This is a genomic window from Bifidobacterium intestinale (assembly GCF_023656765.1).
In the GTDB taxonomy this organism is placed as follows: domain Bacteria; phylum Actinomycetota; class Actinomycetes; order Actinomycetales; family Bifidobacteriaceae; genus Bifidobacterium; species Bifidobacterium hominis.
The window spans coordinates 68,744-92,797 of the sequence record NZ_JAMOKR010000006.1 but is presented as its reverse complement, the minus strand read 5'-3'; the positions used below and the strand labels follow the sequence as shown (position 1 = coordinate 92,797).

Below are 24,054 nucleotides of genomic sequence, written 5' to 3'. Positions count from 1 at the left end.
GTTTTGCGGTGGTCATGGCCCAGGTGAGACGCCCGGTCCCTTTCCGAACCCGGAAGCTAAGGCCTGGCTGCGGCGATGGTACTGCACTCGAGAGGGTGTGGGAGAGTAGCGCGCCGCCGCATTGAATTTAGGAATATGAGGATCCCCGGTGGAGCTTGGCTCCCGGGGATCTTTTCGTATCCGTGGGGTTACGGGCCTTCCCGGCGGGAGGATCGTTCTGGCCACTGAAAGTTCCAGTACGCCGACAGATCTCAGGAATGTTAAGGGACCTTCTTGCGCTTATCCGATGGTTGAATAGACTGAAGAACTATGCATTATTTCGTACCCAAACGCTGTGTCGAATCGAACAAAATCATGTATCACGACAAAGCAACAGCTCAGCAGGCCGCTGACCAAAGTTGGCGTGAACGTGGCACCGAACTTTGGGTATATCGGTGCGAATTCTGCGGAACCTGGCATCTCACGCATCGCGATCCACAATCCAGCTATACGTACGTTCCATTTAATCAGCAGATTAAACCGCATTCCCGCAAAAAAGGCTACAAACCACGTCGTAAGTAGCCGTACCGTCCTAATCTTTCCACCGACTGGAGGTTTATGGACGTTTAGAGGTCTGTAGGCGGGGGTTTCTTCCAGCGACTGGAGGAATCACCCCGCTCGCATGCTTCCTAGCGTCCCGATTTTTCCAGTGAGTGGGATTTTGGGACTCCCAGAGACTGTGAGCGGGGTGATTGTTCCACTGACTGGAAGTTTTGCTCGGGCGGAGCGCATGGGGGCAGTTCGTCGAAGTCGTAGTTTCGTTAGCGCTCGAGGCGGAAGCCTTGGTGCTTGGCGTTTGGAGCTACGGCCTTGCTGGTCACACCGGAATCGACCGCATTCGACGCAATCTGATCGCTGAACGTATCAACCGGGCGCTCGGTATTGCGCAAATCGTAATACCGATGCACTTCCTCGTCGAAATCCTGCAAACCAGCAAGTAACGTCTCATTGCTCGACGGATACTCATTCTCAAAGAACTGCATGGAACGCGGCATACGCGGCTTGAGTGCAGGATCCTGATCGGGCTTGCCGATCGCAAGTCCCAGCACAGGGTACGTGTATTCCGGAAGATTCAGCAGATCAATCAAAGCCGGAACATCGTTAAGCAGCGAGCCGAGAATCACGCAACCAAGACCGAGCGAATAAGCGGCAGTCTCCATCGCATGAAGCGCCAAAACTGCGTCATTCTGCGCCTGAGTGTAACGATAGCCATTCAACGTAAACTCGTCGGAAGCGGTCTCAACGCCCTTGGAAGCTGCGATGGCCGCATTGCGATGTTCGTCAAGCACAAACACGTACAGCAGCGGCGCGGTCGCGATATATGGTTGCCCGCCGATTTCAGCAAGACGCTTCTTTGCGGCCGGATCGGTAATGCGGATTGCCGACCAGTCGTTTAGGAATTGGCTGCTTGCGGCATGCTGAGCCACGGTTTCGAGTGTTTCGACGATATCGTCGCTCAGTGGCTTCGGCTTGAATTTACGGATTGAACGACGCTCCAGTAGAGTGTCAACGGTTGCATTATGCAGAATATTGCTCATGTTGCCTATTTTTATCCTATCCGCGTAATTGCGCAAGCAATTTCGCCCACAAGCGCACCTCTTTCCAATCGCAGTTTCAGTGGATTTCGCGTGCTTGCCGTGAGTGTCGGCGGTTGACCAGCGCTTGCGATCCGTGGTCGAAAAGCTGCGATACCAGTGCACCGAAACCAGCGGAAACTACGCCGAATACGAGATTCAGCGCCAGTTCCTTGCGTTTGTCGGTGGTGCCGTCCGGTAATACGGCTTTGTGGCCAACCGACTTGTGCCATGCCAGTTCGAACAGTTTGCCGAACACGAGTCCGGCCAGCGCGGGGGCGGCCGCCTTGAATATCTTGTCGCAAAGATCGTCGGGATCGTTGATTCGCTGTTCGCGCAAGGCGTTCACCTTCTCGTCGACGTTGTGCAGTGACGCTACGATGCGGTCTGCGTTGGATTCCAAGTCAGGCATTTCACTCATGGTTTCCAGTGTAGACCGTGCAGTCGGATTTCGGTTGGATTTCGCTGGATCGTGCGTGCGTTGCGAAGCGCTTAAGACACATGGTGAAAGATTGCTGGTGAAACGCTTTCCGTCGGTTAGAGTAGGAGTATGACAGATATTCAAGTTGGAAGCGAGGATGCTTCTTCAATCGTGCCCGGCCGCCTGGTGCTGTTGCGTCATGGCCAGACTGTGTGGAGCGAATCGGGCCAGCATACTGGCCGAACCAATATTCCGTTGACCGATACCGGTTGCGAGCAGGCCCGTGCGGCGGGCGAGCGTCTTCGTGAGGCGTTTCCAAAAGGGTTTGATCCGGACTGCATGTTCGCAAGCCCTCTGCGCCGCGCCCAGCAGACCGCGCAACTGGCCGGTTATGGCGATTTCAAAGTGCTTGACGAGATTGCGGAATGGGATTACGGCCGTGCCGAAGGGCGTACACGTCAGGAGGTGAGCGAGGCCGGCGGCTTCCAATGGGATGTATGGCGTGACGGTCCGCGTTCCCTCCCCGAATCATTGGAGGGCGACTGGGTTGAGACGTTGCCAAGCGGCGAGCAGGTTCCGGTGCACAATGGCCCTGGCGAGACGGTTGAGGAGGCTGCCGCACGCACCTGCGATGCGATCGACGTGGTGATGCCGCTGCTCAATGCCGGTCATGACGTGCTGTTGGTGGCACACGCGCATGTGTTGCGCATTCTCACCTCGCAGTGGCTGGGCGTCGATCCGCATTTCGCGCGTTTGCTGCGTCTCGACACCGCACATTATTGCGTGCTGAGCCAATATAAGGGAGACAACGTTATCGAGCATTGGAATTGCTAGGCATGCTGCGCTGGACTGAACGTCGGTAACGGGAAGGTTTTCGCATTTCACCAACATTTGGACCGTTTTTTGGGCTGATATTTGGCTGCGTCGCCTGAAGACACCTGGCTTACGGCACCTGAAGCTGACTGTTGCGAACGTCGGTAGTTTGGCATTGTTTACAAACTGCCGACGTTTTTTGTTGCCGCAATTTGTCAAGTTTGCGAGCTACTGCGTTTTTTGCCGTGCGAAATGGAGGGTGTGTCGCAAACGGTTTCATAAAGATAGTGTGATGAAAACCCTTGAAAATAAAGGATTTTGAGAAAAACTTGCGATTGTAGAATCGCCCTAAAAAAGGCTTTTTCTGCTTACGTTTGCAAAAATGGGGGAAATGCGGCACAATAGTGCATGTCAGGAATCGTGAGGAAGCGATTTCACAGGATGTTTTCCAGCGGGGTGCTGGGAAACAGGAATGGAAGAGAAAGGTTCGCTGATGAATCGCACTATCAAGGCAGCAGTTGGAATGGTCGCCATTGCGGCGATGTCCGTAGGCACGTTGGGCGCTTGCGGATCGAGCTCCAGCTCCAACGACGGCAAGGGCAAGGTCTATTACCTGAACTTCAAGCCGGAATCCAACGACGAATGGCAGAAGCTGGCCAAGGATTACACCAAGGAAACCGGTGTCGAGGTCAAGGTCCGGACCGCTGCTTCCGGCACCTACGAGCAGACCCTGAAGTCCGAGATCGCCAAGTCCGAAGCCCCGACCCTGTTCCAGGTCAACGGTCCGGTCGGCTATCAGAACTGGAAGTCCTACACTGATGACATGACGGACACTGAACCGTACAAGCAGCTCATCAACAAGGACGTCGCCCTCAAGGATGGGGACAAGGTCGTTGGCGTTCCGTACGCTATGGAAACCTATGGCCTGATTTACAACAAGGATCTGCTGGCCAAGTACATCGCTACCGATGGCGCCAAGATCAAGGACGTCAAGGATATCGACAATTTCGATACCTTGAAGGCCGTGGCTGATGACATCCAGGCCAAGAAGGACCAGCTCGGAGTCAAGGGCGCATTCACTTCCGCTGGTTTCGATTCCAGCTCCGATTGGCGTTTTAAGACCCATCTGGCCAACCTGCCGCTGTACTACGAGTTCAAGGATGATAACGTCACCAAGCAGCCGGAGACCGTCAAGGGTACCTATCTGCCGGAGTATAAGAACATCTTCGACCTGTACCTGAAGGATTCCACCACCGAGCCGACCCAGCTGAGCTCCAAGACCGGTGATGACGCCACCTCCGAGTTCTCCCTCGGTGAGGCCGTGTTCTATCAGAATGGCACTTGGGCATGGACTGATCTGCAGAAGAATGGCATGAAGGCCGAGTCCGTCGGCATGCTCCCGATCTACATGGGCGTCAAGGGCGAGGAGAACCAGGGTCTGGCCACTGGCTCCGAGAACTACTGGTGCATCAACTCCAAGGCTTCCGACGCCGATAAGAAGGCCACTAAGGACTTCCTGAAGTGGGTCGTCACCAGCAAGACCGGCATCGAGGCCCTGTCCAGCGCCATGGGCTTCACCACTCCGTTCAAGTCCTTCAGCGATGTCAAGTCCGACAATCCGCTGGTGCAGGCCGCTGTTGAAGATCAGAACTCCGGCAAGACCGCAGTCTCCTGGAACTTCACCATGATGCCATCCGAAGAGTGGAAGAACAAGCTTGGTTCCGCCCTCCTTGAGTACGCTCAGGGCACCGGCGACTGGAATGCCGTCAAGACCGCATTCGTGGACGGTTGGAAGACTGAATACGACGCGGCTCACTGATCGCATCGAAAAACCAATCAAAATCGCGCATGACGAATCGGTCCGCGCATCGCGTAGCGCAGACCGCTGGAAATGCCATCAGCGCGCGATCAATCGAATAACTTCATAACTGAATAATTGAATAAACGACGAGCTGCAATCAGGAGTCTTCTTTCCTCTCCTGATTGCAGCTCCTTTTTTGTGCGCGGCGATGTATGGCTGTAGGACACGCCGTGTGTTGGAGGATTGCATTGCATTAATGAAAGCGCTATCATTTTAATTACAAACAGAGAAGAAATCAATATAGGATTGTTTTTATCTGTAGTTTGAAGAAATGTAACCGCTATCATTTTGCGACGATGCGAACGAAAGTGAAAAACAATGATGCAACAAGAAATTGATACTACCGATCCGGCGTTGTGGTGGAAGCAGGCCGTGGTGTACCAAGTGTATCCGCGTTCCTTCAAGGATTCCCGAGGTTCGGGCTTGGGCAGCATTGCAGGCGTCACCGAGAAGATCGACTACCTCGCCGAACTCGGTGTGGACGCCATCTGGCTGAGCCCGTTCTACCCGTCCCAGCTCGCTGACGGCGGCTACGACGTGGACGACTACCGCAATGTCGACCCGAAGCTCGGCACCATGGACGACTTCGACGAGCTCGCCAAGGCCGCCCACGAGCGAAACATCAAGGTCGTGGTCGACATTGTGCCGAACCACAGCTCCAACCTGCACGAATGGTTCAAGGCCGCCCTTGCCGCCGCCCCAGGCTCCCCGGAGCGCGACCGCTACATCTTCCGCGACGGCAAGGGGCCGAACGGCGACCAGCCGCCGACTGACTGGATCGCAAGCTTCGGTGGTCCTGCGTGGACGCGCGTGCCCGACGGCCAGTGGTACCTGCACATGTTCACCAAGGAGCAGCCCGACTGGAACTGGAAGAACCCCGAGGTGCGTGCCGACTTCATCAAGACGCTGCGTTTCTGGCTCGACCATGGTGCGGACGGCTTCCGCGTGGACGTGGCGCACGGCCTCGCCAAGGACCTCGACCGCGACGATCTTGAAAGCTACAAGGTCTGCGAGCATCTGCTTCCCTCGGATGGGTCACACCCGTTGTATGACCGTGATGAGGTGCACGACATCTACCGCGAGTGGCGCAAGGTGTTCAACGAGTACAATCCGCCGGCATTCGCTGTGGCCGAAGCGTGGGTCAATCCGGATCGCCAGCATCTGTACGCATCGACCGAAGAGCTCGGGCAGGTGTTCAACTTCGAGTTCGCCAAAAAGGATTGGATCCGCGATGACATGCATCTGGCCATCGAGGAAGGTTTGGAAAGCGCGGAACGTTCCGGTTCCTCGGCAACCTGGGTGATGAGCAACCACGACGTGCCCCGCCACGCCAGCCGTTATGGATTGCCGCAGGTTCCAGCCTTGTCGCACCATCAGTTGGCCAAGGATTGGCTGCTGCGCGACGGCACCACCTATGAGGAGAACCGCGAACTGGGCGCCAAGCGCGCTCGTGCCGCGATTCTTATGGAACTTGCCTTGCCTGGATCCACCTACATCTACCAGGGAGAAGAACTGGGATTGCCGGAAGTCGCGGATATTCCCTGGGATGAGCTGGAGGATCCCACCGCGTTCAACAGCGTGCGCGGGCAAATCGAAAAAGGCCGTGACGGCTGCCGTGTGCCGCTGCCTTGGGTTGCTGCCGATGCGCCGAAGCTCGATAATCCCGATGACGAATTCGGCCATGGTGGCTCCTTCGGTTTCTCTCCTGCTGGCGCCGAGCATGATCCGCACCTTCCACAGCCGAAGTGGTACAAGGATTTCGCCGTCGACGTGGAGGACGCCGACCCGAATTCCATGCTGAACCTGTATCGTAAGGCGCTGTCGTTGAGGCATAACCTGATGCCGCAGGACACCGTGCTGCAGTGGCTGGACGAGGACCGCCCCTCCGATATGCGTGACGGTGCGGATGGGCAGCGTGGTGGAGTCATTGCCTACCGTCGTTCCAATGGTTGGGCGAACATCACCAATTTCAGCGAACGTCCAGCCGAACTGCCGCAAGGCGAAGTCATCCTCGTATCGGGCGAACTCACTGCGGACGGGCGTTTGCCGCAGGACACCACCGCTTGGCTCCAGCTATAACGCGGCGACCAGAGGCGCTACCAATACCAGCACACATAGGAATAACAACAAATCCAACGAAGGAGATAAGCAATGAGGCAGGGAATCATCACCAAAACGTGCGCGGTCGCCGCGGCGTTGGCCATGGGTGTATCGTTGGCGGCTTGCGGCGGCGGCAGCAGCGCCGATTCCGACAAGGGCCATGTGTATTTCATGAACAACAAGTCGGAAGTCGTGGACCAATACAAGCAGCTCGCCGAAATGTATACCGAAAAAACCGGTGTGCAGGTGGACGTGCAGACCGGTGCGTCCGGCACATACGATGCGACCATGAGCTCGGAACTGGCCAAATCCAACGCGCCGACCATGTTCAACATCTCCGGTTTCGACCAGTTCGCAAAATATCAGAAGTATTGCGAGCCATTGCAGGACACCGAAGTGTACAAACTGCTCACCGATGACGGCAAGGCCTACTCCTACACCATTGATGGCGATTCGTTCACGCTGCCATACGCAGCTGAATGGTACGGCATCATCTACAACAAGAAGATCATCAACGATTACGCCAGCAAGAATTACGCGGTAATCAAGAGCGCCGACGACATCAAGGATTACAAGACGCTCAAGGCCGTGGCCGAGTCCATCAACGAGCACAAGGACGATCTCGGCGTTGACGGCGCGTTCGCGACGCCAGGTCTGGATGCCTCCGACACATACCGTTTCGCCGCGCATATGGGGCGCATCCCGCTGTACTACGAATACAAGGATATGAACACCACGTTCTCCAAGACCATCAAGGGCACCTACTTGGATAACTACAAGGATCTGTTCGATCTCGAGCTGGAGACCAGCCCGACCGATCCGAGCCTGGTCAGCTCGAAGACGTACGACGACGTCACTTCCGAATTCGCGCTTGGCCAGGTGGCGTTCTACCCGAACGGCGTCTGGGCTTACACGCAGATCAAGGGTAACGAGGTGGCGGATGACGATCTTGGCATGCTGCCGTATTACATGGGCATCAAGGGTGAGGAAGAGACCGGTCCTGCGGGCGTGTATGACGCCAGCTGGGCGGTGAACAAGAACGCTTCCGACAAAGACAAGCAGGCCACGCTCGATTTCATCAAGTGGATGGTCACCGATGACGAGGCCAAGAAGATCCTCTCTCAGGATATGGGCTTCTCCGTGCCGTTCACCACATTCGATGGCGATGAGTTCCAGCCGGATAATCCGCTGACCAAGATCGCCCGTTCCTACTCTGCCGACGGCAAGACCGAGGTACGCAGCTTCACCGTTCCGGATCAGCAGTGGCAGGACGACGTGGCTGCGGCGCTTATCGAATACGCGCAGGGCACTGGCGATTGGAGCAAGGTGAAGAGCGCCTACGTCGACGGTTGGTCCACCGAATGGAACAACAACGAGGAATCGCTGGGATCCATTCCTCAAGCGCAGAAATTCAATTAGCAGGGGTGAGATCGCACCGCTGATTGAAGCCCTACAAGGTTTGCGATGAAAAGAGCGGCCTGTGTGCATGATTTGGTTCATGCATACAGGCCGCTCTCGTGTTTTGGCGGCTTTACGTTTTTCCGCTGCCTCTCGATTTATTCAGCTGCCGTCGATTTATGACGCCGATTTATTCCGACGTCGCCGCCCCGCTGTCAATGCGGCTTGTAGTGTTGCGCAACACCAGCAAAGGATCCTGCAGTTCATGCGGATGTTCAAGAGGTTCGTTACGTAGGAGCTGCAGCACTTTTCTACCGGCTATGCGCCCTAGCTCGATTGGCTCCTGACGGATGGTGGAAAGGTCTGCGGCCTGCGCGATTTCGGCGTCGTCAAAGCCGAGCACCGAAATGTCTTCCGGCACATTCAGCTGCTGTTTGCGTAGTTCCTTGACCAGTGCGATGGCGACCTGGTCGGTTTCCACGCAGACGGCGGTGGGGCGTTCCGGAAGTGACAGCAGTTTCGCGGTCAGTTGTGAGGCGAGGTCGGATTTGCTCAGCGGCGCATCGTGCGCGTCGGCCGTGAGCAGGCTGAACATGATTCCATCGGTGGCGTTGGCCTGTGCGGCATCCGCGAACGCCTGGGTGCGTTGGCTGGTGTTATAAATCATGTCGGCCGGAATGTAGTCGCTGCAGAACGCGATATTGGTATGCCCTAAGGAACGCAGCAGTCGTACGGCCATGGTCATCGCACTGTAGTTGTCGATGCTGATGGAGGCGTCGAAATAGCCTGATTCCGCAGGGACATTGACGCCTACCGTTGGCAGGTCGATGGCTTGGAGCTGCTCCCGCATGGCGGGCATGAGCTGGAATGAGGAGATGATGATGGCGTCCGAGTTGCGGCTTTTTGGCAGCTGGGAGAAGAACCGGTCCAGTTCGCTGCGGTCGGTGATGAAGGCCGGTGTGACGTCATAGCCGAACGGCGCGAGCTCCTCGTAGACTCCTTGGAGCACTCCGGAATTGAACCACTCGTTGAGTTTGCCCGAAACCAAGAGGATGACACGCATGGTTTTTCCGGATGCCAGGGCGGAAGCGCTTTTGGATAGCGTGAAATTGAGCTGATCCGCTGCCTGCCGAACTTTGTTGCGGGTTGCTTCTGTGACGTTGGTCGCGCCACGGAGTGCTCGGGAAACGGTGGCTTGCGACACTCCTGCCAATTGGGCCACGTTGGCGATGGTCGGTTTGGCCATGTGTCTCCTTCGATGAAAATGATTAACGCTTCCATGATACTAAAAGCCCTGATTTGCGACGAAAACACGCTGTAGATTGGTGAATTTGTACAACAGAAATGAAAGCGCTATCATTTACAATAGTCGAAAAACGAATATAAAGATTCGATTACAAGATAGCGTAAAGCAACGGTAGCCTGTAAGCGCTGTCACGAAGTGGTGAAGTTCAACATGGCAGCAAAAAACAGACGCTATGCGAACGGTGCTCGTTCGGAACGTTTAGCGATGCAGATGAGCCGTAGTGGAACGTACGATCAGCTGTGCCGGGAACGTTTTGAACGGCTGCTCCAGCGGGCGTCCCTCAATCAGGTCGAGCGTCATGCGGGCCGCTTCCTGCGCCATTTCGATGGGCTTCTGGCGCACGGTGGTCAGTCCGAGATCACGTGCGTAGATGCTATCGTCGTAACCGATGATGGAAACGTCGTTCGGCACGGTGAATCCATTGCGTTCCAGCTGGAACAGCAGCGGCACGGCGATGCCGTCTTCCTGGCAGGCGATCGCGGTCGGCATGTGGTCGAGGCTGAGCAGCTGCGTCACGACTTTGCTGATGTTGTTCTTGCTCTCGTCGGTAACGAGCACGCGCGGCGTGACGCCGTTCTCTTTGCAGCGGGCCATGAACGATTCGAAACGCCCCTGTACGCTGAAGTGGAGCGTTACGTCGCGATTGGTGCGAATGTAGGCGATGTCGCGGTGGCCGAGAGCCATGAGATGGCGTGCGGCAAGCTCGGATCCCTGCTTGTCGTCGATGCGCACGGCCGCGCTGAAGCCGCGCTCTTCCGGCAGGCTCGAGTTGATGCCGATGATCGGCACATTGACGGACCTGAGCTGCTCGATCTCATTGGCGTCGATGTCGAAGGAAATGACGATCACCGCGTCGACATTGCGGCGCACCGGCAGCATGTCGAAGAATTCGCGGCGCTCCTCGGTGCTCGACATCTGGTAGATGGAGATGTCGTAGCCTTCATCATGGAATATCTCGTTGAGTCCTTCGATGATGGATGAGCTGAACCACAGGTTGAGCCTTCCGGAAACCAGTACTGCAATGCGTAGCGCGCGGCCGGTTTTCAACGCGGCTGCGGAGCGTGAGATGGAGAAGTTCAGCTCGTCGGCTGCTTTCATCACCTTGTCTCGGGTGGCTTTCGACACGAGGTCGGGGCGTGTGAACGAACGCGAAACCGTCGAGATGGACACGTGCGCAAGCTGCGCTACATCTTGAATACTGCTTTTCATTTTTTTCCCTTGTAACTGCGTACGTTCCAGCATACTGTATTGCAACACGTTTGCAATACATGCATTACAAACGTTTTCATCATAGCAGGAAAAGTGTAAAAGTGTTTGATATGACAACAATTTTAGAGGGTCACAAAATATGACAACGTTGGTAAAATCACGTCTTGAGACATGCGAAAATGACAACGTTTGACATCTTGTGTCATGCCGTTTATCATGACGAATGTAAGCACCGGAAAGGTGGAGAACAGAGCAGTGATCCGCTGATTCGGTTAAAAATGCAAGATTCCGCACCGCGTTGACGCGGTGCGGAATGGAGAAGGAAGAAAGCAGGCAGGCTATGATCAGCATGGCTGGCAAGGCGATACGCAAATGGTGGGCGCTGTTCGCGCTACCGACGTTCGCCGCATTCATTATTGGATTTGTCGTTCCATTCATCATGGGCGTCTATCTGAGCTTTTGCAAGTTCACTACGGTTACCGACGCCGAGTTTGTAGGGCTTAAGAACTACACCCGTGCACTGCAGGATAAGGAATTCCTGCATGCGCTGGGCTTCTCTACGTTGCTGACTATCGTTACCACGATTGTGATCAACGTGGTCGCGTTCTCCATCGCGTACATGCTTACCAAGGCGATCAAGGGATCGAACATTTTCCGTTCGGTGTTCTTCATGCCGAACCTGATTGGTGGCATCATTCTGGGCTACATTTGGATGCTGCTGCTCAACGGCATTCTCGCGCACTGGGCGCGCTCGCTGACCTATAGCGCAACGTACGGCTTCTGGGGTCTGGTCGTGCTGGTGTGCTGGCAGCAGATCGGCTACATGATGATCATCTACATCGCCGGCATGCAGTCGCTGCCGACCGACGTGCTCGAAGCGGCTTCCGTGGATGGCGCAAATGGCACGCAGACCATGTTCAAGATCATCATTCCGCTGATGATGCCGTCAATCACCGTGTGCTCGTTCCTGTGCGTTACCAACGGCTTCAAGCTCTATGACCAGAACCTCGCATTGACGAACGGCGCTCCGTCGAACATGTCTGAAGGCCTGGCGATGAACATCACCCGCACCTTCTATGGCCGCGTCGGCTGGGAAGGCGTTGGACAGGCCAAGGCAGTGCTGTTCTTCGTGCTTGTCGCGATTGTTGCGCTGATTCAGAATAAGCTGACGACTTCCAAGGAGGTGGAAGCATGATTTCCGGAGAAAAGGTCAAGCACGGCGGATTGTGGACCGTACTGTTTTCCTTGGTGTCGCTGGCATGGGTTTTCCCGATCGTGCTGGTGATCATCAACTCCTTCAAGCAGAAGGCGTACATTTCGCGTAACGCGTTCTCCATTCCGACCGGCAAGGCGTTCGTTGGATTGGAAAACTATACCCGTGGTATTGAAACCACGGATTTCTTCGCCAGCTTCGGCTGGACCCTGCTGATCACGGTCGGTTCGGTGATTTTGATCCTGGTGTGCACCTCGATGTGCGCATGGTGGATCGTGCGTGTGAACAATTGGGCTGCGAAGCTGCTGTACACGTTGTTCCTGTTCAACATGATCGTGCCGTTCCAGATGGTGATGTTCACGCTTTCGAAGCTTGCCGACATGCTGAAGCTCAATACTCCGTGGGGCTTGTGCATTGTGTATTTGGGATTCGGTGCAGGCCTGGCCGTGTTCATCTTCACCGGTGTGATCAAGGGCATTCCGCAGTCGTTGGAAGAGTCCGCGATGATTGATGGCGCTTCCGTGCCCCGCATTTTCTTCCAGATTGTGGTGCCGATCATGAAGCCGTCGATCGTGTCTGTTGCGATTCTGCAGGCGATGTGGATTTGGAACGACTACCTGCTGCCGTACCTGACGCTCGACTTGGGCAAGTACAAGACCATTTCCGTGGCCATCCAGTACCTCAAGGGCGGTTACGGTTCCGTTGATATGGGTGCCATGATGGCCTGCCTGGTGATGGCCATCATCCCGATCATCGTCTTCTACCTCATCTGCCAGAAGCACATCGTCAAGGGTGTAATGGCTGGTGCAGTCAAGGGATGATCGAAGATCATCCCTTGTGGGACAGCGCAGTGCGCTGTCCCAAGGCTCCAGCCTGAGCGAGGCCGACAGGCCTCGCGAAGGTAGCATTGAGCCCGGCCGAAGGCCGGTCCTTAATTGCAGGTCCGAAGGCGGAGCCGTCAAGGATGATCCTTCGATCAGCCACGGAAAAACGCCGCTGCCTCGCAAAAAAGAGTCCGAACGAGAGAAATCTCGCTCGGACTCTTTCATATCCGAATCAGAAAACTACTTCATATATTTGCGGAACACGTGCTCGAAAATCGGCACGTGAATCATAATCATGGTGCCGTAGCCCAAAACGAGTAGCAGGAACAGGCCTTGCGGCATGTAAAACCAGCTGCCGACCAAAAGCGCGATGTAAATCGCGTCGATGGCGGCCATGCCGAGCGTGTGCCCGATATTGCTCACGCCGAATACGAAGGCGTTGCCGAGCGTGCGCCAGAACGAGTTCTCGAAGCGTGACTGCAATGCCCAGATCCATTCGAATCCGATGACCCATACGATGCTCAACGCGAATTTCGGAATCAGCAGCGGCGTGATCTGCAGCACGATCCATGAGTACACGCTGATCGCCCCTGCAATGCCGAAAATCAGCCAATAGCCGGTTGCTTTTACGAAGTTTGACCGGAATGCGGCGAAATAATTGCGGGTGACGGTGCCTTCGCCTGCGAGCGAGCGTCGTGCCGCATCGTGGCCGGCGGTCAAGGCTGCGCCGATGGTGACGATCGGAATGCTGGTGACCAACATGAGAATGTTGATCCAAATTGCGTCGACGGCGTCGCTGAGGCCGCGCATAAAGCCAGAGTCGGGTGATAGGAATTTCATGCGCACTAGTCTACTCGGCGGTGCGGCAATCGTTTTCATATATAAAACCGTTTACCGCATACTATTTCTTGTGAAAACTCTTGTTATTGTTGTCATTAAACAGAGGATTAAACAGGGCGTCGAACAGAGATAAAGAAAAGTCCCGTCAAATATTTCGTTTGACGGGACTTTTCTGGTGTTGTGTGAGGAAATTTTACTTTCGGGAAATCATCATCGGAGAAAGCTTACTTTTCACCGTTCATGATGGCGGAAAGCGACTTCACGCGCGGCAGGTCGAACACTTCGTCGGTGTGCACCACCTTGTGGTCGGGGCCTGCCAGCGGCACACGCCAGTTGCAGTATTCGCTGGACGTACCCGGCTGGTTTTGTGCGCGGGTTTCGCCGACGCCGTCCACCAGCGCCGCCTGCAGAAGCACGGATGGTGAGTGGAGCAGCATTTTGTGCATCGCTTCGACGATTTCCTGAATATGATTGTCGACGTCCGCTGCGATTTCCGGCGTGATCAGTTCGCTTTCGACCAGTCGGTCAAGCATGGCCTGGCGCTCCGCGGTTGCGGATGCCTGGAATTCTTCGACCGGGCCGGTGAGCAGGTGCAGTTTCTCACGCAGTTTGACGTGTTCGAACTGCAGGTAGCCGGCGGTTGGCGGCATATCGTGCGTGGTTACGGAAGCCAGCGCGTACTTGCGGTAGTCGGCCGGGTCGGCGTACGGGTCGCCGGCGTTGGGGGAGTCGTCCACGCGGGCGAACCATTCCACCATGCAACCGAGCAGGCCGTGCTCGGCGAGCACATTGCGCACGTAATCGGGCACGGTGCCGAGATCTTCGCCCACCACCAGGCCGTTCACGCGGGAGGCTTCGATCGTGAGGATCGCGATCATCGCCTCATGGTTGTAGGTGACGTACGCGCCGCCGCGTGCACCTTCGCCCTGCGGAATCCACCACAGGCGGAACAGGCCGAGCACATGGTCGATGCGCACCGCGCCCGCGTGCGAAAACATGTTGTGCACCATTTCGCGGTACACACCGTAACCGGTTTTGGCGAGATAATTCGGATTGAACGGCGGTTGTCCCCAATCCTGGCCCTGCTGGTTGTAGAAGTCCGGCGGGCAGCCCACGGTGACGCTGCCGACGGCGAAACGTTCCGGATTCCACCACACGTCGGCGCCCAGCGAATGCACGCCCACGGCCATGTCTTGCATGAGGCCCAATGCCATGCCGCTTTCGCGCGCGGCGGTCTGTGCGGCGGTCACCTGTTCGTCGGCGATCCACTGCAGCCAGCATTCGAAGTCGACCATATCGGCATGATCGTGTAGGAGTTCGGCCACTTCCGGCGAATCACGGTTCGTCTCCGCAAACCATGTGCCCTCCCACGGAGCGCCCCACACCTGGAATGCCACCGACCATGCGGCGAACGCACGCAGATCGGGGCCGGCCGCTTCCTTGAACGCTTCGAACGAGGCCTGGCGCTCGGCGGAACGCGGCACCTTGAACACGAGCTGCAGAGCTTGGCGCTTATGCCACCACGCGGAGTTGATGTCGAGTTCGTCGGCGTTGTCGTTGGCGGGGGCCACTTCGGCGTGCAGACGCTCGACCTCGGCCTTTGCTTCCTCGTCAAGCCCTGCATATTCCTCAATATCCTGCGGGCGAATATAGGTGACGTTCATGAATCGGCGCGATTCCGGCAGGTACGGCGACGGTTCGAGCGGCTCGACCGGCGCGGTCGCGTGAATCGGGTTGATGAGCATGAAGTCGGCATGAGACTTTTCGGCGGCGTCGGTGAGCAGCAACTTCAGGTCGCCATAATCGCCCACGCCCCACGATTCGGCGGAGCGGATGGAATACATTTGCGCCATCCAACCCCAACGCTGCTTTTCGGCGACCGCCGGTGGCAGGGTCATGCGTGCCGGGGCGCAGATCAGTCGCGCCTCGCCGTGCAATGGGCCCGCGTTGACGCGCAACGTGTGGTAGCCGGCGGGAATGTCGTCGGGCAGAGTGAGCGTAAGTGAGCCGTCGGCCTGCGAGGTCAGGTACATGCACAGGTTGCCCTCGTACTGCGTGCCGTCTTCGAGTAGCAGGCGCAGCGTCACGTCATGGCCTTTCGCGCGGATCGGCGTGGTTGACTCCTTGCCGATGAACTTCACGATGGTCGGTTCCACGAGCGTGTCTGCGATGCGACGCTTGGTGAGTTCGTACGATGTTGTGATCGCCTCGTCGCTGGACGCGTCCACACCGAGCGCCGCAAGCACGGAGACGAGCACTTCGTCGCGGATTTCCACGTAGGTGCCGAGCTGGTCGATGTACGACGTTGATATGCCGTTGAGCTTGGCGAGTTGGATAAGCGGTCGTGCGATGCGTTCCGCGCTTTCGGTTTGTTGGGTTTCCGCCATAGGTTCCTTCTTCCCTGGGCCGTTGATGGCCAATCATGCTGCATTGCCACGCGATTGGCGCGCTTCGGTGCGATCAATCGTTCTGATATGTACTGTAGCATATGGTGACATCGTTTTCAATAGGCGTGTTATTGGGTGTAAACGTTGCCGTATTGCGATTTCTTGACTGTCTTATGGATGAGAAATAAGAAAAATGTTTTTTCTGTTTGACTATCGTTTGCAATCTGGAGGTTGCGGTAACCTCATGTATAGCGCATGTAACTCATTGGTTTGCAATGGCGGCGGTTGCAAAGTGGCAATAGCCGCCGCCGGTAAAGCGGCGACGATGCCGACGAAAGGACCTGTTATGGAAAACGTGACGCATACCCCTAAATATGAGGTTGTGTTCTTCGATTTGTATGGAACGCTTATCGACATACGTACCGACGAACAGTGCGACGCGGCCTGGCAGGCCTTGTATGTCGCCGCATGCGAATTGGGCGCGCAATACGATTCGGTCGAGGCGTTGCGTGAGCGTTTTAAAAAACTTGAGGCGCGCGAAATGGTGCATCAGTCGAATCATGCCATCGTTCGCAATGGGTGGGACGAGTTCGACGTACTGCCGGTATACCGATCGCTGCTCATGAATCGCAGCGATGAGACGGAACGTTTGCTGGCATTGCCGCAAGCCGCTCAAAAAGCCGCATGGGCGTTCCGGCAGGGCAGCACCAGTATGATCCGCCTGTACCCGGGGGCTCTGGAAATGATCGAAAAACTGCAGGAATCCGGCATTGTCGTGGCGCTGCTGAGCAACGCGCAATCCTGCTACACCCGCGCAGAACTGGAAATGACGGGACTTGTCAACGTGCTTGACGACGTGATCATCTCCAGCGAGGAGAAGATCCGCAAGCCCGCGCGCGACTTGTACATGCTGGCGCTCGACCGCGAATTCGTGACCGCCAAGCATGCACTGATGGTGGGCAATGACGAGCAGAACGATATTGTTGGCGCTCGTACCGCGGGCATTGACGGCGTGTATTTTCGCACGGAGATTTCGCCGGCAGATGATCCGGAAACATCGAGTTATGCGGTGCGTTCGTTTACCGGCGCCGATTATGAGGGATTGCTGGATTACGTGCTGAACGCCTGATCTTGCGTGGTACGCGGTGCGTATTGCGCGGTGCGCGTTGCTCACGTATTTCGCGTTGTGGGTGGGTGCTTTGTGTTTGCGTAACCTGAAAATCGACCCTGATACTGGACTTGTGCAGACGCGGAACTGTCTGGCTTCTCTTTTGAAAGAATTCACTGGTCTTGCTTTCTCGTAATGTGCCGGTTGTACGGCACTGAAATGTGTGGGAATGTACTATCGCAACTATCGCAAGAAGGAAGAAATGCGATGGTAGGGGAGAGATGAAGAAATCGGATATTTCCAATATTTCGAATGCTGAAAGTGTTGAACGCGCTGAAGATAGCGGACAGTCGAATGCGCAACCGAGCGGGCAGATGAGTGGGCAGTTCAGTAAGAAAGCGGACCGGCTGTTTGGCGCGGATCCTGCGGGACTCGACGAATCCGCGCGAGGCATTGCAGTGCTGGTGATCGTCGGCGTGGCAGTAGGGCTACTATCCGGCATGTTTGGCATTGGCGGCGGTACTGTGATTGTGCCCGCGCTGGTATGGCTCGGACTGACGCAACGTAATGCGGCGGCGACGTCAATGCTTGCGATCGTACCAACTTCGATTTCCGGCGTCATTTCTTACGCGACTTGCGGGAATGTGGACTGGCTCGCCGCGCTGCTGCTGTTTTGCGGCATGTTCGTAGGCGGCCAGATCGGCAGCTGGCTGCTTTCGCGCTTGTCGGAACTCGTATTGCGATGGATTTTCGTAGTGTTTCTCGTGTTTGTGGTGGCCAATCAGATTAGTTTCGTGCCGTCGCGCGACCAGCACATTGCGATGAGTGCGTTGACCGGAGTTTGCCTGGGGCTGCTGGGTGTGGTGATTGGCACGTTGGCGGGACTGCTGGGAATTGGCGGCGGGGCTCTCGCCGTGCCCGCACTATCGATGCTGTTCGGCGCGTCCGATCTGATTGCGCGAGGTACGTCGCTGCTGGCCATGTTCCCGAACTCGATCACCACAAGCGCGGCAAACCTGAAACGCAAGCTGGTGCATGTAAAGGCCGCGCTGGTTATTGGCTTGGTGGCTGCCGTTACCGCGCCATTCGGTACGTGGATAGCGGGCGTAGTCTCTCCACGCATCGGCTCGATTCTGTTCGCATGCTACCTGTGCGTGCTCCTGATTCGCTCGATATTCGTAGCCGTAAAAGCCACCCGCTCGGCCCATGCTTCCGCCTGACCGTCTGCACATCATGCGACAAAAGCATGAGTCATGATTCAGTCTTAAGGGGGAATATTGGGGATGATGGTTGGAGGAAAGGGAATTTGAGATAAGTGTTCACTTTGTAAAGACGAGAGTTCACGTTTCGTTCGTCTAAAACGCCTCGGAAGTTGGTTTGCGAAATCTAGCGTGGAGATCGCAATACAGCACAGGCTAAAGAAAGAAGAAAAAGATGAGCAATCGAAGGGCTCTCAAGGGAGCGATTGCAGCAATCGCTTCCGCTGCAACGCTCGGTGCGCTCGCGGCACCGGCGCTCGCCAACGAAACTTCCACTTACAATCTGAACGGCAAGTCCGTTGCGGAACTGACCCAGCACGGCGGCGCACAGCGCATTGCAGCCATTGGCAACGGCAACGCCAAGAACGTCATCCTGTTCATTGGCGACGGCATGGGCGATTCCGAAATTACCGTCGCCCGCGATTACCTGAAGGGTGCAAACGGTCACTTTGAAGGCCTTGACGCAGTCGGCCAGCCGGCAGAGCTCGGCGACACCAATGCCGGCACCGGTCAGTACACCACCTTCTCGCTGGGCGGCAACAGCGGCGACAGTGCGGTCGGCAAGGATGACAAGGGCAGCCTCAACGCCAACCCGAACCCGGGCAAGCTCACCGAAGTGACCGATTCCTCCGCATCCGGCTCCGCATGGGCAACCGGTACCAAGACCTACAACAACGCGGTCGATGTAGACGTTTATGGCAATCCGCAGCTCAATCTGTTCGAACTCGCCAAGGCGGCAGGCAAGGCCACCGGCAATGTGACCACCGCCGAAATCCAGGACGCCACCCCGGCCGTGCTCGAATCGCACTCCACCGAGCGTGGCTGCTACGGTCCGCAAGGCAAGACCGACGGTTCCTCTAATGATGCTGCGAAACGTTGCCTCGTGAATCAGCTCAAGGAGAACGGCGGCATCGGCTCCATCTCCGAGCAGCTGCTCGATACCCGCGCTGATGTGACCATCGGCGGCGGTTCCAAGTACTTCCGCCAGACTGTGCAGGGCGGCGAATACGCTGGCAAGACCGTGTGGGAGCAGGCTCAGGCCATGGGCTACCAGACCGTCGAGAACGATCCGGCTGCCATGAACGCGCTCGAATACAAGGAAGGCCAGCCGGTGCTCGCCCTGATGAGCGATGGCAACATGCCCACCAAGTTCAATCCGTCCAAGGCCACCACTCAGAATCCGGCCAAGGATGCCAACCCGACCGTGTGCACCATGAACGACAAGTGGCTCGGCAACCAGGGCTCCTCGCTCGCTGACATGACCAAGAAGGCGCTCGATCTGCTCGAAGCCAACCCGGACAGCGACGCGAACGGCTACTTCCTGCAGGTTGAAGGCGCTTCCATCGACAAGCAGGATCACGCTGGCAACGCTTGCGGCCAGATTGGTGAAACCGACGATTTCGATCAAGCCATCGCCTACGCCATGAAGACCGTTGACCTGAGCAACACCCTCGTGATCGTCACCGCCGACCACGCCCACACCTCCCAGATCCTCAACGCTCAGCCGGCTTACGCGCTCTCCACCGTGCTCAAGACCGCTGATGGCAATAACATGGTCGTCTCCTACGGCACCGCTGAAGCTGACTCCCGCGACGAGGATGGCGGCTACAACGGTGGCGACATGGCTCACACCGGTACCCAGCTGCGCATTGCTGCTTCCGGACCTGGCGCCCAGCGCGTGATCGGCCTGACCGACCAGACCGACAACTTCTACACCATCGCCAACACCCTCGGCCTTGCCTCCACTTCCGATGCTCAGCAGTCGCTCTCCAACGACGCCCAGACCGAAGTCAAGCTCACCGATGGCAAGTATGTGGCCGAATCTACCGGATTCAACGGCGACGCAGTGCTCTCCTACGAACTCAAGGACAAGTCCGGCAACGTGGTCGCAGCTTCCGACAGCTCCACTCCGGTCTCCGGCGTGCGCGTCAAGACCGCTCAGACCACCGGCATCACGCTCGACAAGGTCACTGAAGGCAATGAGTACACGCTGATCGTCACCGGCCGCCAGTCCGGCAAGACCGTGACCGTCGACTTCCAGGCGCCGGCCCGCGGTTCTTCAGATAAGGAGCCGGGCAACGGCAAGAATGACGTGATCGCTTCCGGCAAGGTGAACAACAATCCGAAGTCCGGTGTGCTCGGCAACACCGGTGCCGCGATCTCCATCGCCGCACTTGCGATCGCCATGCTGGCCGCAATCGCGATGATCGTCAAGACCACCAAGATCAGCCGCTGAAAATCTGAAGATGGAAATCGGAAGAATTCTGAAATTCTAAGAATTCTGGAAATCTGAGAGTCATAACTGAAGATAACAACTGAAGATTACGGATAAGATCCGGATCGCACTCATTACAGTGTGGTCCGGATCTTGTATATTTCGTGTAATCCGTGCAAATCCAAATTGAGATGGGGCGTCCAAAGCAACGGTCGCTGTGAGACAATATTGCTCGAGGTGTCTATCTCAAAAATGAGATATTCATCTCGAGATATCTATCTCTCGAATCGAGGGTGAATCTCGCAAACCGAGTAGACCCCTTAAGGCAGAGAGCAAATCTCTCGAAACCGAGGACAAATCCCTCGAAACCGAAGTGTCAACAGGGCGAAGGAGCATTCGTGCGTATTTACAATCTGACGGATAATGACGATGCCGCGATCGTCGCGCAGCAGGGCATTTTCCAGGTCATGGAATGGAAGCGCGACTTTTCCGTGACCTACGGCAGCGCCATGGACGCCTACTATGCGTCCGAAATGAACGTGCGCCGCCGCCAGCTGGTCTGCAATCTCAATGGCAAGACCGGCGCGGTTGTGCAGGCGGGCGCCATGCAGTGGGCCGTCGGCCATATCGAAGTGACGACCGGTGTGAAGGGCGTTGGCGATTTCATCGGCAAGCTGGCGCGTGGAGCGGTCACCAACGAGTCCGCGGTCAAGCCGGAATATCATGGCAACGGCGTGGTTGTGCTCGAACCGACCTACCGCCATGTGCTGCTGCTTGATCCGAGCCAGATGGGCGGCGCGATCACAGTGAACGACGGCCTGTTCTACGCTTGCGAAACCACGATTCAGCAGCGTGCGGTTATGGTTTCGCGTCCGAGCGCGATGGTGGCCGGCGGCGAGGGCCTGTTCAACCTGTCGCTGACGGGGCAGGGAACGGTTGCGTTGGAATCGCCGGTGCCCGCTTCCGAAATCGTGACCGTCGATTTGGAGAACGACGAGCTGAAGGTGGACGGCAATTTCGCGATCGCGTGGACGAACGGCCTGCAGTTCACGGTCGAGCGTTCCACGAAGACGCTGATCGGTTCGGCTGCGAGCGGCGAGGGCTTGGTCAACGTGTACCGCGGTACGGGTCGTGTGCTTCTTGCGCCGGTCGCCGCCAATCTGGCTAATCCGAACGCGGGTTCCGGTGCGGCCTGATTTGGCCTGATATTGATCAGCTGATAGCTGATAGGTGGCGATTCGCCAACGAAAGGCAGTTGAAACGTTGACGGATTGCGCTCGCGCCCTGCCGATGGTGAGACGGCAGGTTTTGTTGAGATTGCGATTTTCGGCTGCTTTTCAATGGTGATCGCGCCTTGAAGTCGTGTCTTGAGATTGCGTCTGAAATTGCGCTTGAGATTGCGCTTGAGATTGCGCTTGAGATTGCGTCCGAAAAAAAGTTGAGCGAAGGGAACTCAACTTTTTTGTAGATTTGGGAATAATCGCTTGCGAATCAAAGTTGAGTGGTGTAGGCTCAAGTTTTGGAAAGTCCGAGAGACGGCAAACCGAAACTTGGGCGAAAGAACGAACAGAACAGAAAACGCATAGCGAACCTATCTACAAAGGAGACAAGTTATGGGACGCGCAGTTGGCATCGATCTGGGTACTACCAATTCCTGCATCGCAACTCTTGAAGGTGGCCAGCCCACCGTTATCGTGAACGCTGAAGGTGCTCGCACCACGCCGTCCGTCGTGGCATTCAGCAAGTCCGGCGAGATCCTCGTCGGCGAAGTCGCCAAGCGTCAGGCCGTGACCAACGTCGACCGCACCATCAGCTCCGTCAAGCGCCACATGGGCACCGACTGGACCGTTGAAATCGACGGCAAGAAGTGGACTCCGCAGGAGATCTCCGCACAGGTGCTGATGAAGCTGAAGCGCGACGCCGAAGCCTATCTCGGCGAACCGGTCACCGACGCCGTGATCACCTGCCCGGCATACTTCAACGACGCTCAGCGTCAGGCCACCAAGGACGCCGGCACCATCGCAGGCCTGAACGTGCTGCGTATCATCAACGAGCCGACCGCAGCCGCACTGGCCTACGGCCTCGAAAAGGGCAAGGAAGACGAAACCATCCTGGTCTTCGACCTCGGTGGCGGCACCTTCGATGTGTCCCTGCTGGAGATCGGCAAGGACGACGACGGCTTCTCCACCATTCAGGTGCAGGCCACCAACGGCGACAACCACCTGGGCGGCGACGATTGGGATCAGAAGATCATCGACTGGCTCGTCGGCGAAGTCAAGAACAAGTACGGCATCGACCTGAGCAAGGACAAGATCGCCCTGCAGCGCCTGAAGGAAGCCGCAGAGCAGGCCAAGAAGGAGCTGAGCTCCTCCTCGAGCACCTCCATCTCCATGCAGTACCTGGCCATGACCCCTGACGGTACTCCGGTGCACCTGGACGAAACCCTGACCCGTGCCCACTTCGAGAGCATGACCTCCGACCTGCTGGGCCGCTGCCGCACCCCGTTCAACAACGTGCTGCACGACGCTGGCATCGGTGTTTCTGACATCGACCACGTGGTGCTCGTCGGCGGTTCCACCCGTATGCCGGCCGTCAAGGAACTCGTCAAGGAGCTCACCGGCGGTAAGGAAGCCAACCAGTCCGTGAACCCGGATGAAGTCGTGGCCGTCGGCGCAGCCGTGCAGTCCGGCGTCATCAAGGGCGACCGCAAGGACGTGCTGCTCATCGACGTGACCCCGCTGTCCCTCGGCATCGAGACCAAGGGTGGCATCATGACCAAGCTCATCGACCGCAACACCGCCATTCCGACCAAGCGTTCCGAAGTCTTCTCCACCGCTGAAGACAACCAGCCGTCCGTGCTCATCCAGGTCTATCAGGGCGAGCGTGAGTTCGCTCGCGATAACAAGCCGCTGGGCACCTTCGAGCTGACCGGCATCGCTCCGGCTCCGCGTGGCGTTCCGCAGATCGAAGTCACCTTCGATATCGACGCCAACGGCATCGTGCACGTTTCCGCCAAGGACAAGGGCACTGGCAAGGAACAGTCCATGACCATCACCGGCGGTTCCGGCCTGGGCAAGGACGAGATCGACCGCATGGTCAAGGAAGCCGAAGCTCACGAAGCCGAAGACAAGAAGCGTAAGGAAGACGCCGAGACCCGCAATCAGGCTGAATCCTTCGCCTATCAGACCGAGAAGCTCGTCAACGACAACAAGGACAAGCTCTCCGACGATGTGGCCAAGGAAGTCACCGACAAGGTCAACGAGCTCAAGGAAGCCCTAAAGGGTGAGGACATTGAGAAGATCAAGTCCGCCCAGAGCGAGCTGATGACCTCCGCGCAGAAGATCGGTCAGGCCCTCTACGCACAGCAGGGTGCCGCCGACGCTGCAGGCGCCGCTGGTGCCGCAGGTGCTGCCGGTTCCGCTCCCGCTGACGACGACGTGGTTGACGCCGAAGTCGTGGACGATGACGACAAGGACAACAAGTAATC

At 56.9% G+C, this 24,054-nt stretch carries 18 protein-coding genes and 1 rRNA gene; 13 read left to right on the top strand and 6 right to left on the bottom strand.

What is annotated here, in order from left to right; all coding sequences use genetic code 11:
* Positions 1-4 precede the first annotated feature (4 nt).
* Both rrf and NBH13_RS08425 read left to right on the top strand, forming a co-directional pair.
* Positions 5-122, top strand: a 5S ribosomal RNA gene (gene rrf, locus NBH13_RS08430).
* 187 nt (positions 123-309) lie between these two features.
* On the top strand, positions 310-561 hold the full coding sequence (locus NBH13_RS08425; protein WP_003835954.1) for a hypothetical protein: 252 nt from the start codon (positions 310-312) through the stop codon (positions 559-561).
* Between the two features lie 239 nt (positions 562-800).
* Here NBH13_RS08425 and NBH13_RS08420 read toward each other — a convergent pair whose 3' ends face one another.
* Both NBH13_RS08420 and NBH13_RS08415 read right to left on the bottom strand, forming a co-directional pair.
* The gene (locus NBH13_RS08420; protein WP_250779559.1) at positions 801-1,577 is read right to left on the bottom strand and encodes a nitroreductase family protein; all 777 of its coding nucleotides are present in this window, start codon (positions 1,575-1,577) and stop codon (positions 801-803) included.
* Between the two features lie 76 nt (positions 1,578-1,653).
* Positions 1,654-2,034, bottom strand: a complete 381-nt coding sequence (locus NBH13_RS08415) for a DUF4235 domain-containing protein (RefSeq protein WP_144090136.1) — start codon at positions 2,032-2,034, stop codon at positions 1,654-1,656.
* A gap of 129 nt (positions 2,035-2,163) precedes the next feature.
* Between NBH13_RS08415 and NBH13_RS08410 the strand changes: the two genes are divergently transcribed.
* The 4 genes from NBH13_RS08410 (at position 2,164) to NBH13_RS08395 (ending at position 8,227) form a co-directional block, all read left to right on the top strand.
* Positions 2,164-2,868: a histidine phosphatase family protein gene (locus tag NBH13_RS08410; protein WP_099571566.1), complete on the top strand. Its 705-nt coding sequence runs from the start codon at positions 2,164-2,166 to the stop codon at positions 2,866-2,868.
* A 451-nt stretch (positions 2,869-3,319) separates the two neighbouring features.
* Positions 3,320-4,666 carry an ABC transporter substrate-binding protein gene (locus tag NBH13_RS08405; protein WP_187324892.1) on the top strand — a complete coding sequence of 449 codons (1,347 nt, stop codon included), beginning with the start codon at positions 3,320-3,322 and terminating at the stop codon, positions 4,664-4,666.
* Positions 4,667-5,026: 360 nt separating this feature from the next.
* A complete protein-coding gene (locus NBH13_RS08400) occupies positions 5,027-6,787 on the top strand; it encodes a glycoside hydrolase family 13 protein (RefSeq protein WP_250779558.1) in 1,761 nt (586 codons plus the stop codon).
* A gap of 72 nt (positions 6,788-6,859) precedes the next feature.
* The gene (locus tag NBH13_RS08395; RefSeq protein ID WP_099571564.1) at positions 6,860-8,227 is read left to right on the top strand and encodes an ABC transporter substrate-binding protein; all 1,368 of its coding nucleotides are present in this window, start codon (positions 6,860-6,862) and stop codon (positions 8,225-8,227) included.
* Between the two features lie 169 nt (positions 8,228-8,396).
* On the opposite strand, the gene NBH13_RS08390 is transcribed toward NBH13_RS08395, so the two are convergent.
* A complete protein-coding gene (locus NBH13_RS08390; RefSeq protein ID WP_144090134.1) occupies positions 8,397-9,452 on the bottom strand; it encodes a LacI family DNA-binding transcriptional regulator in 1,056 nt (351 codons plus the stop codon).
* A gap of 258 nt (positions 9,453-9,710) precedes the next feature.
* Complete coding sequence (locus NBH13_RS08385; RefSeq protein ID WP_033501762.1) at positions 9,711-10,721, bottom strand: LacI family DNA-binding transcriptional regulator; 1,011 nt, start codon at positions 10,719-10,721, stop codon at positions 9,711-9,713.
* Between the two features lie 340 nt (positions 10,722-11,061).
* Between NBH13_RS08385 and NBH13_RS08380 the strand changes: the two genes are divergently transcribed.
* Together NBH13_RS08380 and NBH13_RS08375 are read left to right on the top strand one after the other, a co-directional pair.
* Entirely contained in the window at positions 11,062-11,916 is an 855-nt protein-coding gene (locus NBH13_RS08380) for a carbohydrate ABC transporter permease (RefSeq protein ID WP_080789705.1), read from the top strand.
* The gene (locus NBH13_RS08375) at positions 11,913-12,755 is read left to right on the top strand and encodes a carbohydrate ABC transporter permease (protein WP_099571562.1); all 843 of its coding nucleotides are present in this window, start codon (positions 11,913-11,915) and stop codon (positions 12,753-12,755) included. Before NBH13_RS08380 ends, NBH13_RS08375 begins: the two co-directional genes overlap by 4 nt.
* Before the next feature lie 243 nt (positions 12,756-12,998).
* On the opposite strand, the gene NBH13_RS08370 is transcribed toward NBH13_RS08375, so the two are convergent.
* Positions 12,999-13,598, bottom strand: a complete 600-nt coding sequence (locus tag NBH13_RS08370; protein WP_099571561.1) for a YesL family protein — start codon at positions 13,596-13,598, stop codon at positions 12,999-13,001.
* A gap of 224 nt (positions 13,599-13,822) precedes the next feature.
* The gene (gene malQ / locus NBH13_RS08365) at positions 13,823-15,985 is read right to left on the bottom strand and encodes a 4-alpha-glucanotransferase (protein ID WP_099571560.1); all 2,163 of its coding nucleotides are present in this window, start codon (positions 15,983-15,985) and stop codon (positions 13,823-13,825) included.
* Between the two features lie 346 nt (positions 15,986-16,331).
* On the opposite strand from malQ, the gene NBH13_RS08360 reads away from it, so the two are divergent.
* The 5 genes from NBH13_RS08360 to dnaK all read left to right on the top strand — a co-directional run bounded on the left by NBH13_RS08360 (position 16,332) and on the right by dnaK (position 24,052).
* Positions 16,332-17,114 carry an HAD family hydrolase gene (locus NBH13_RS08360; protein WP_250779557.1) on the top strand — a complete coding sequence of 261 codons (783 nt, stop codon included), beginning with the start codon at positions 16,332-16,334 and terminating at the stop codon, positions 17,112-17,114.
* Between the two features lie 353 nt (positions 17,115-17,467).
* Entirely contained in the window at positions 17,468-18,313 is an 846-nt protein-coding gene (locus NBH13_RS08355; protein ID WP_250779562.1) for a sulfite exporter TauE/SafE family protein, read from the top strand.
* 214 nt (positions 18,314-18,527) lie between these two features.
* Complete coding sequence (gene phoA / locus NBH13_RS08350) at positions 18,528-20,588, top strand: alkaline phosphatase (protein WP_250779556.1); 2,061 nt, start codon at positions 18,528-18,530, stop codon at positions 20,586-20,588.
* A 377-nt stretch (positions 20,589-20,965) separates the two neighbouring features.
* Positions 20,966-21,763 (top strand): AIM24 family protein, encoded by a 798-nt coding sequence (locus NBH13_RS08345; protein WP_144165448.1) that lies wholly within the window; start codon positions 20,966-20,968, stop codon positions 21,761-21,763.
* Between the two features lie 417 nt (positions 21,764-22,180).
* Complete coding sequence (dnaK, locus tag NBH13_RS08340) at positions 22,181-24,052, top strand: molecular chaperone DnaK (protein WP_033501768.1); 1,872 nt, start codon at positions 22,181-22,183, stop codon at positions 24,050-24,052.
* Positions 24,053-24,054 lie beyond the last annotated feature (2 nt).

Excerpts from the sequence above, each read along its gene's own strand:
- NBH13_RS08425 (WP_003835954.1), top strand. The coding sequence starts at position 310 with ATGCATTATTTCGTACCCAAACGCTGTGTCGAATCGAACAAAATCATG.
- NBH13_RS08420 (WP_250779559.1), bottom strand. The coding sequence starts at position 1,577 with ATGAGCAATATTCTGCATAATGCAACCGTTGACACTCTACTGGAGCGT.
- NBH13_RS08415 (WP_144090136.1), bottom strand. The coding sequence starts at position 2,034 with ATGAGTGAAATGCCTGACTTGGAATCCAACGCAGACCGCATCGTAGCG.
- NBH13_RS08410 (WP_099571566.1), top strand. The coding sequence starts at position 2,164 with ATGACAGATATTCAAGTTGGAAGCGAGGATGCTTCTTCAATCGTGCCC.
- NBH13_RS08405 (WP_187324892.1), top strand. The coding sequence starts at position 3,320 with ATGGAAGAGAAAGGTTCGCTGATGAATCGCACTATCAAGGCAGCAGTT.
- NBH13_RS08400 (WP_250779558.1), top strand. The coding sequence starts at position 5,027 with ATGATGCAACAAGAAATTGATACTACCGATCCGGCGTTGTGGTGGAAG.
- NBH13_RS08395 (WP_099571564.1), top strand. The coding sequence starts at position 6,860 with ATGAGGCAGGGAATCATCACCAAAACGTGCGCGGTCGCCGCGGCGTTG.
- NBH13_RS08390 (WP_144090134.1), bottom strand. The coding sequence starts at position 9,452 with ATGGCCAAACCGACCATCGCCAACGTGGCCCAATTGGCAGGAGTGTCG.
- NBH13_RS08385 (WP_033501762.1), bottom strand. The coding sequence starts at position 10,721 with ATGAAAAGCAGTATTCAAGATGTAGCGCAGCTTGCGCACGTGTCCATC.
- NBH13_RS08380 (WP_080789705.1), top strand. The coding sequence starts at position 11,062 with ATGATCAGCATGGCTGGCAAGGCGATACGCAAATGGTGGGCGCTGTTC.
- NBH13_RS08375 (WP_099571562.1), top strand. The coding sequence starts at position 11,913 with ATGATTTCCGGAGAAAAGGTCAAGCACGGCGGATTGTGGACCGTACTG.
- NBH13_RS08370 (WP_099571561.1), bottom strand. The coding sequence starts at position 13,598 with ATGAAATTCCTATCACCCGACTCTGGCTTTATGCGCGGCCTCAGCGAC.
- malQ (WP_099571560.1), bottom strand. The coding sequence starts at position 15,985 with ATGGCGGAAACCCAACAAACCGAAAGCGCGGAACGCATCGCACGACCG.
- NBH13_RS08360 (WP_250779557.1), top strand. The coding sequence starts at position 16,332 with ATGGAAAACGTGACGCATACCCCTAAATATGAGGTTGTGTTCTTCGAT.
- NBH13_RS08355 (WP_250779562.1), top strand. The coding sequence starts at position 17,468 with ATGAGTGGGCAGTTCAGTAAGAAAGCGGACCGGCTGTTTGGCGCGGAT.
- phoA (WP_250779556.1), top strand. The coding sequence starts at position 18,528 with ATGAGCAATCGAAGGGCTCTCAAGGGAGCGATTGCAGCAATCGCTTCC.
- dnaK (WP_033501768.1), top strand. The coding sequence starts at position 22,181 with ATGGGACGCGCAGTTGGCATCGATCTGGGTACTACCAATTCCTGCATC.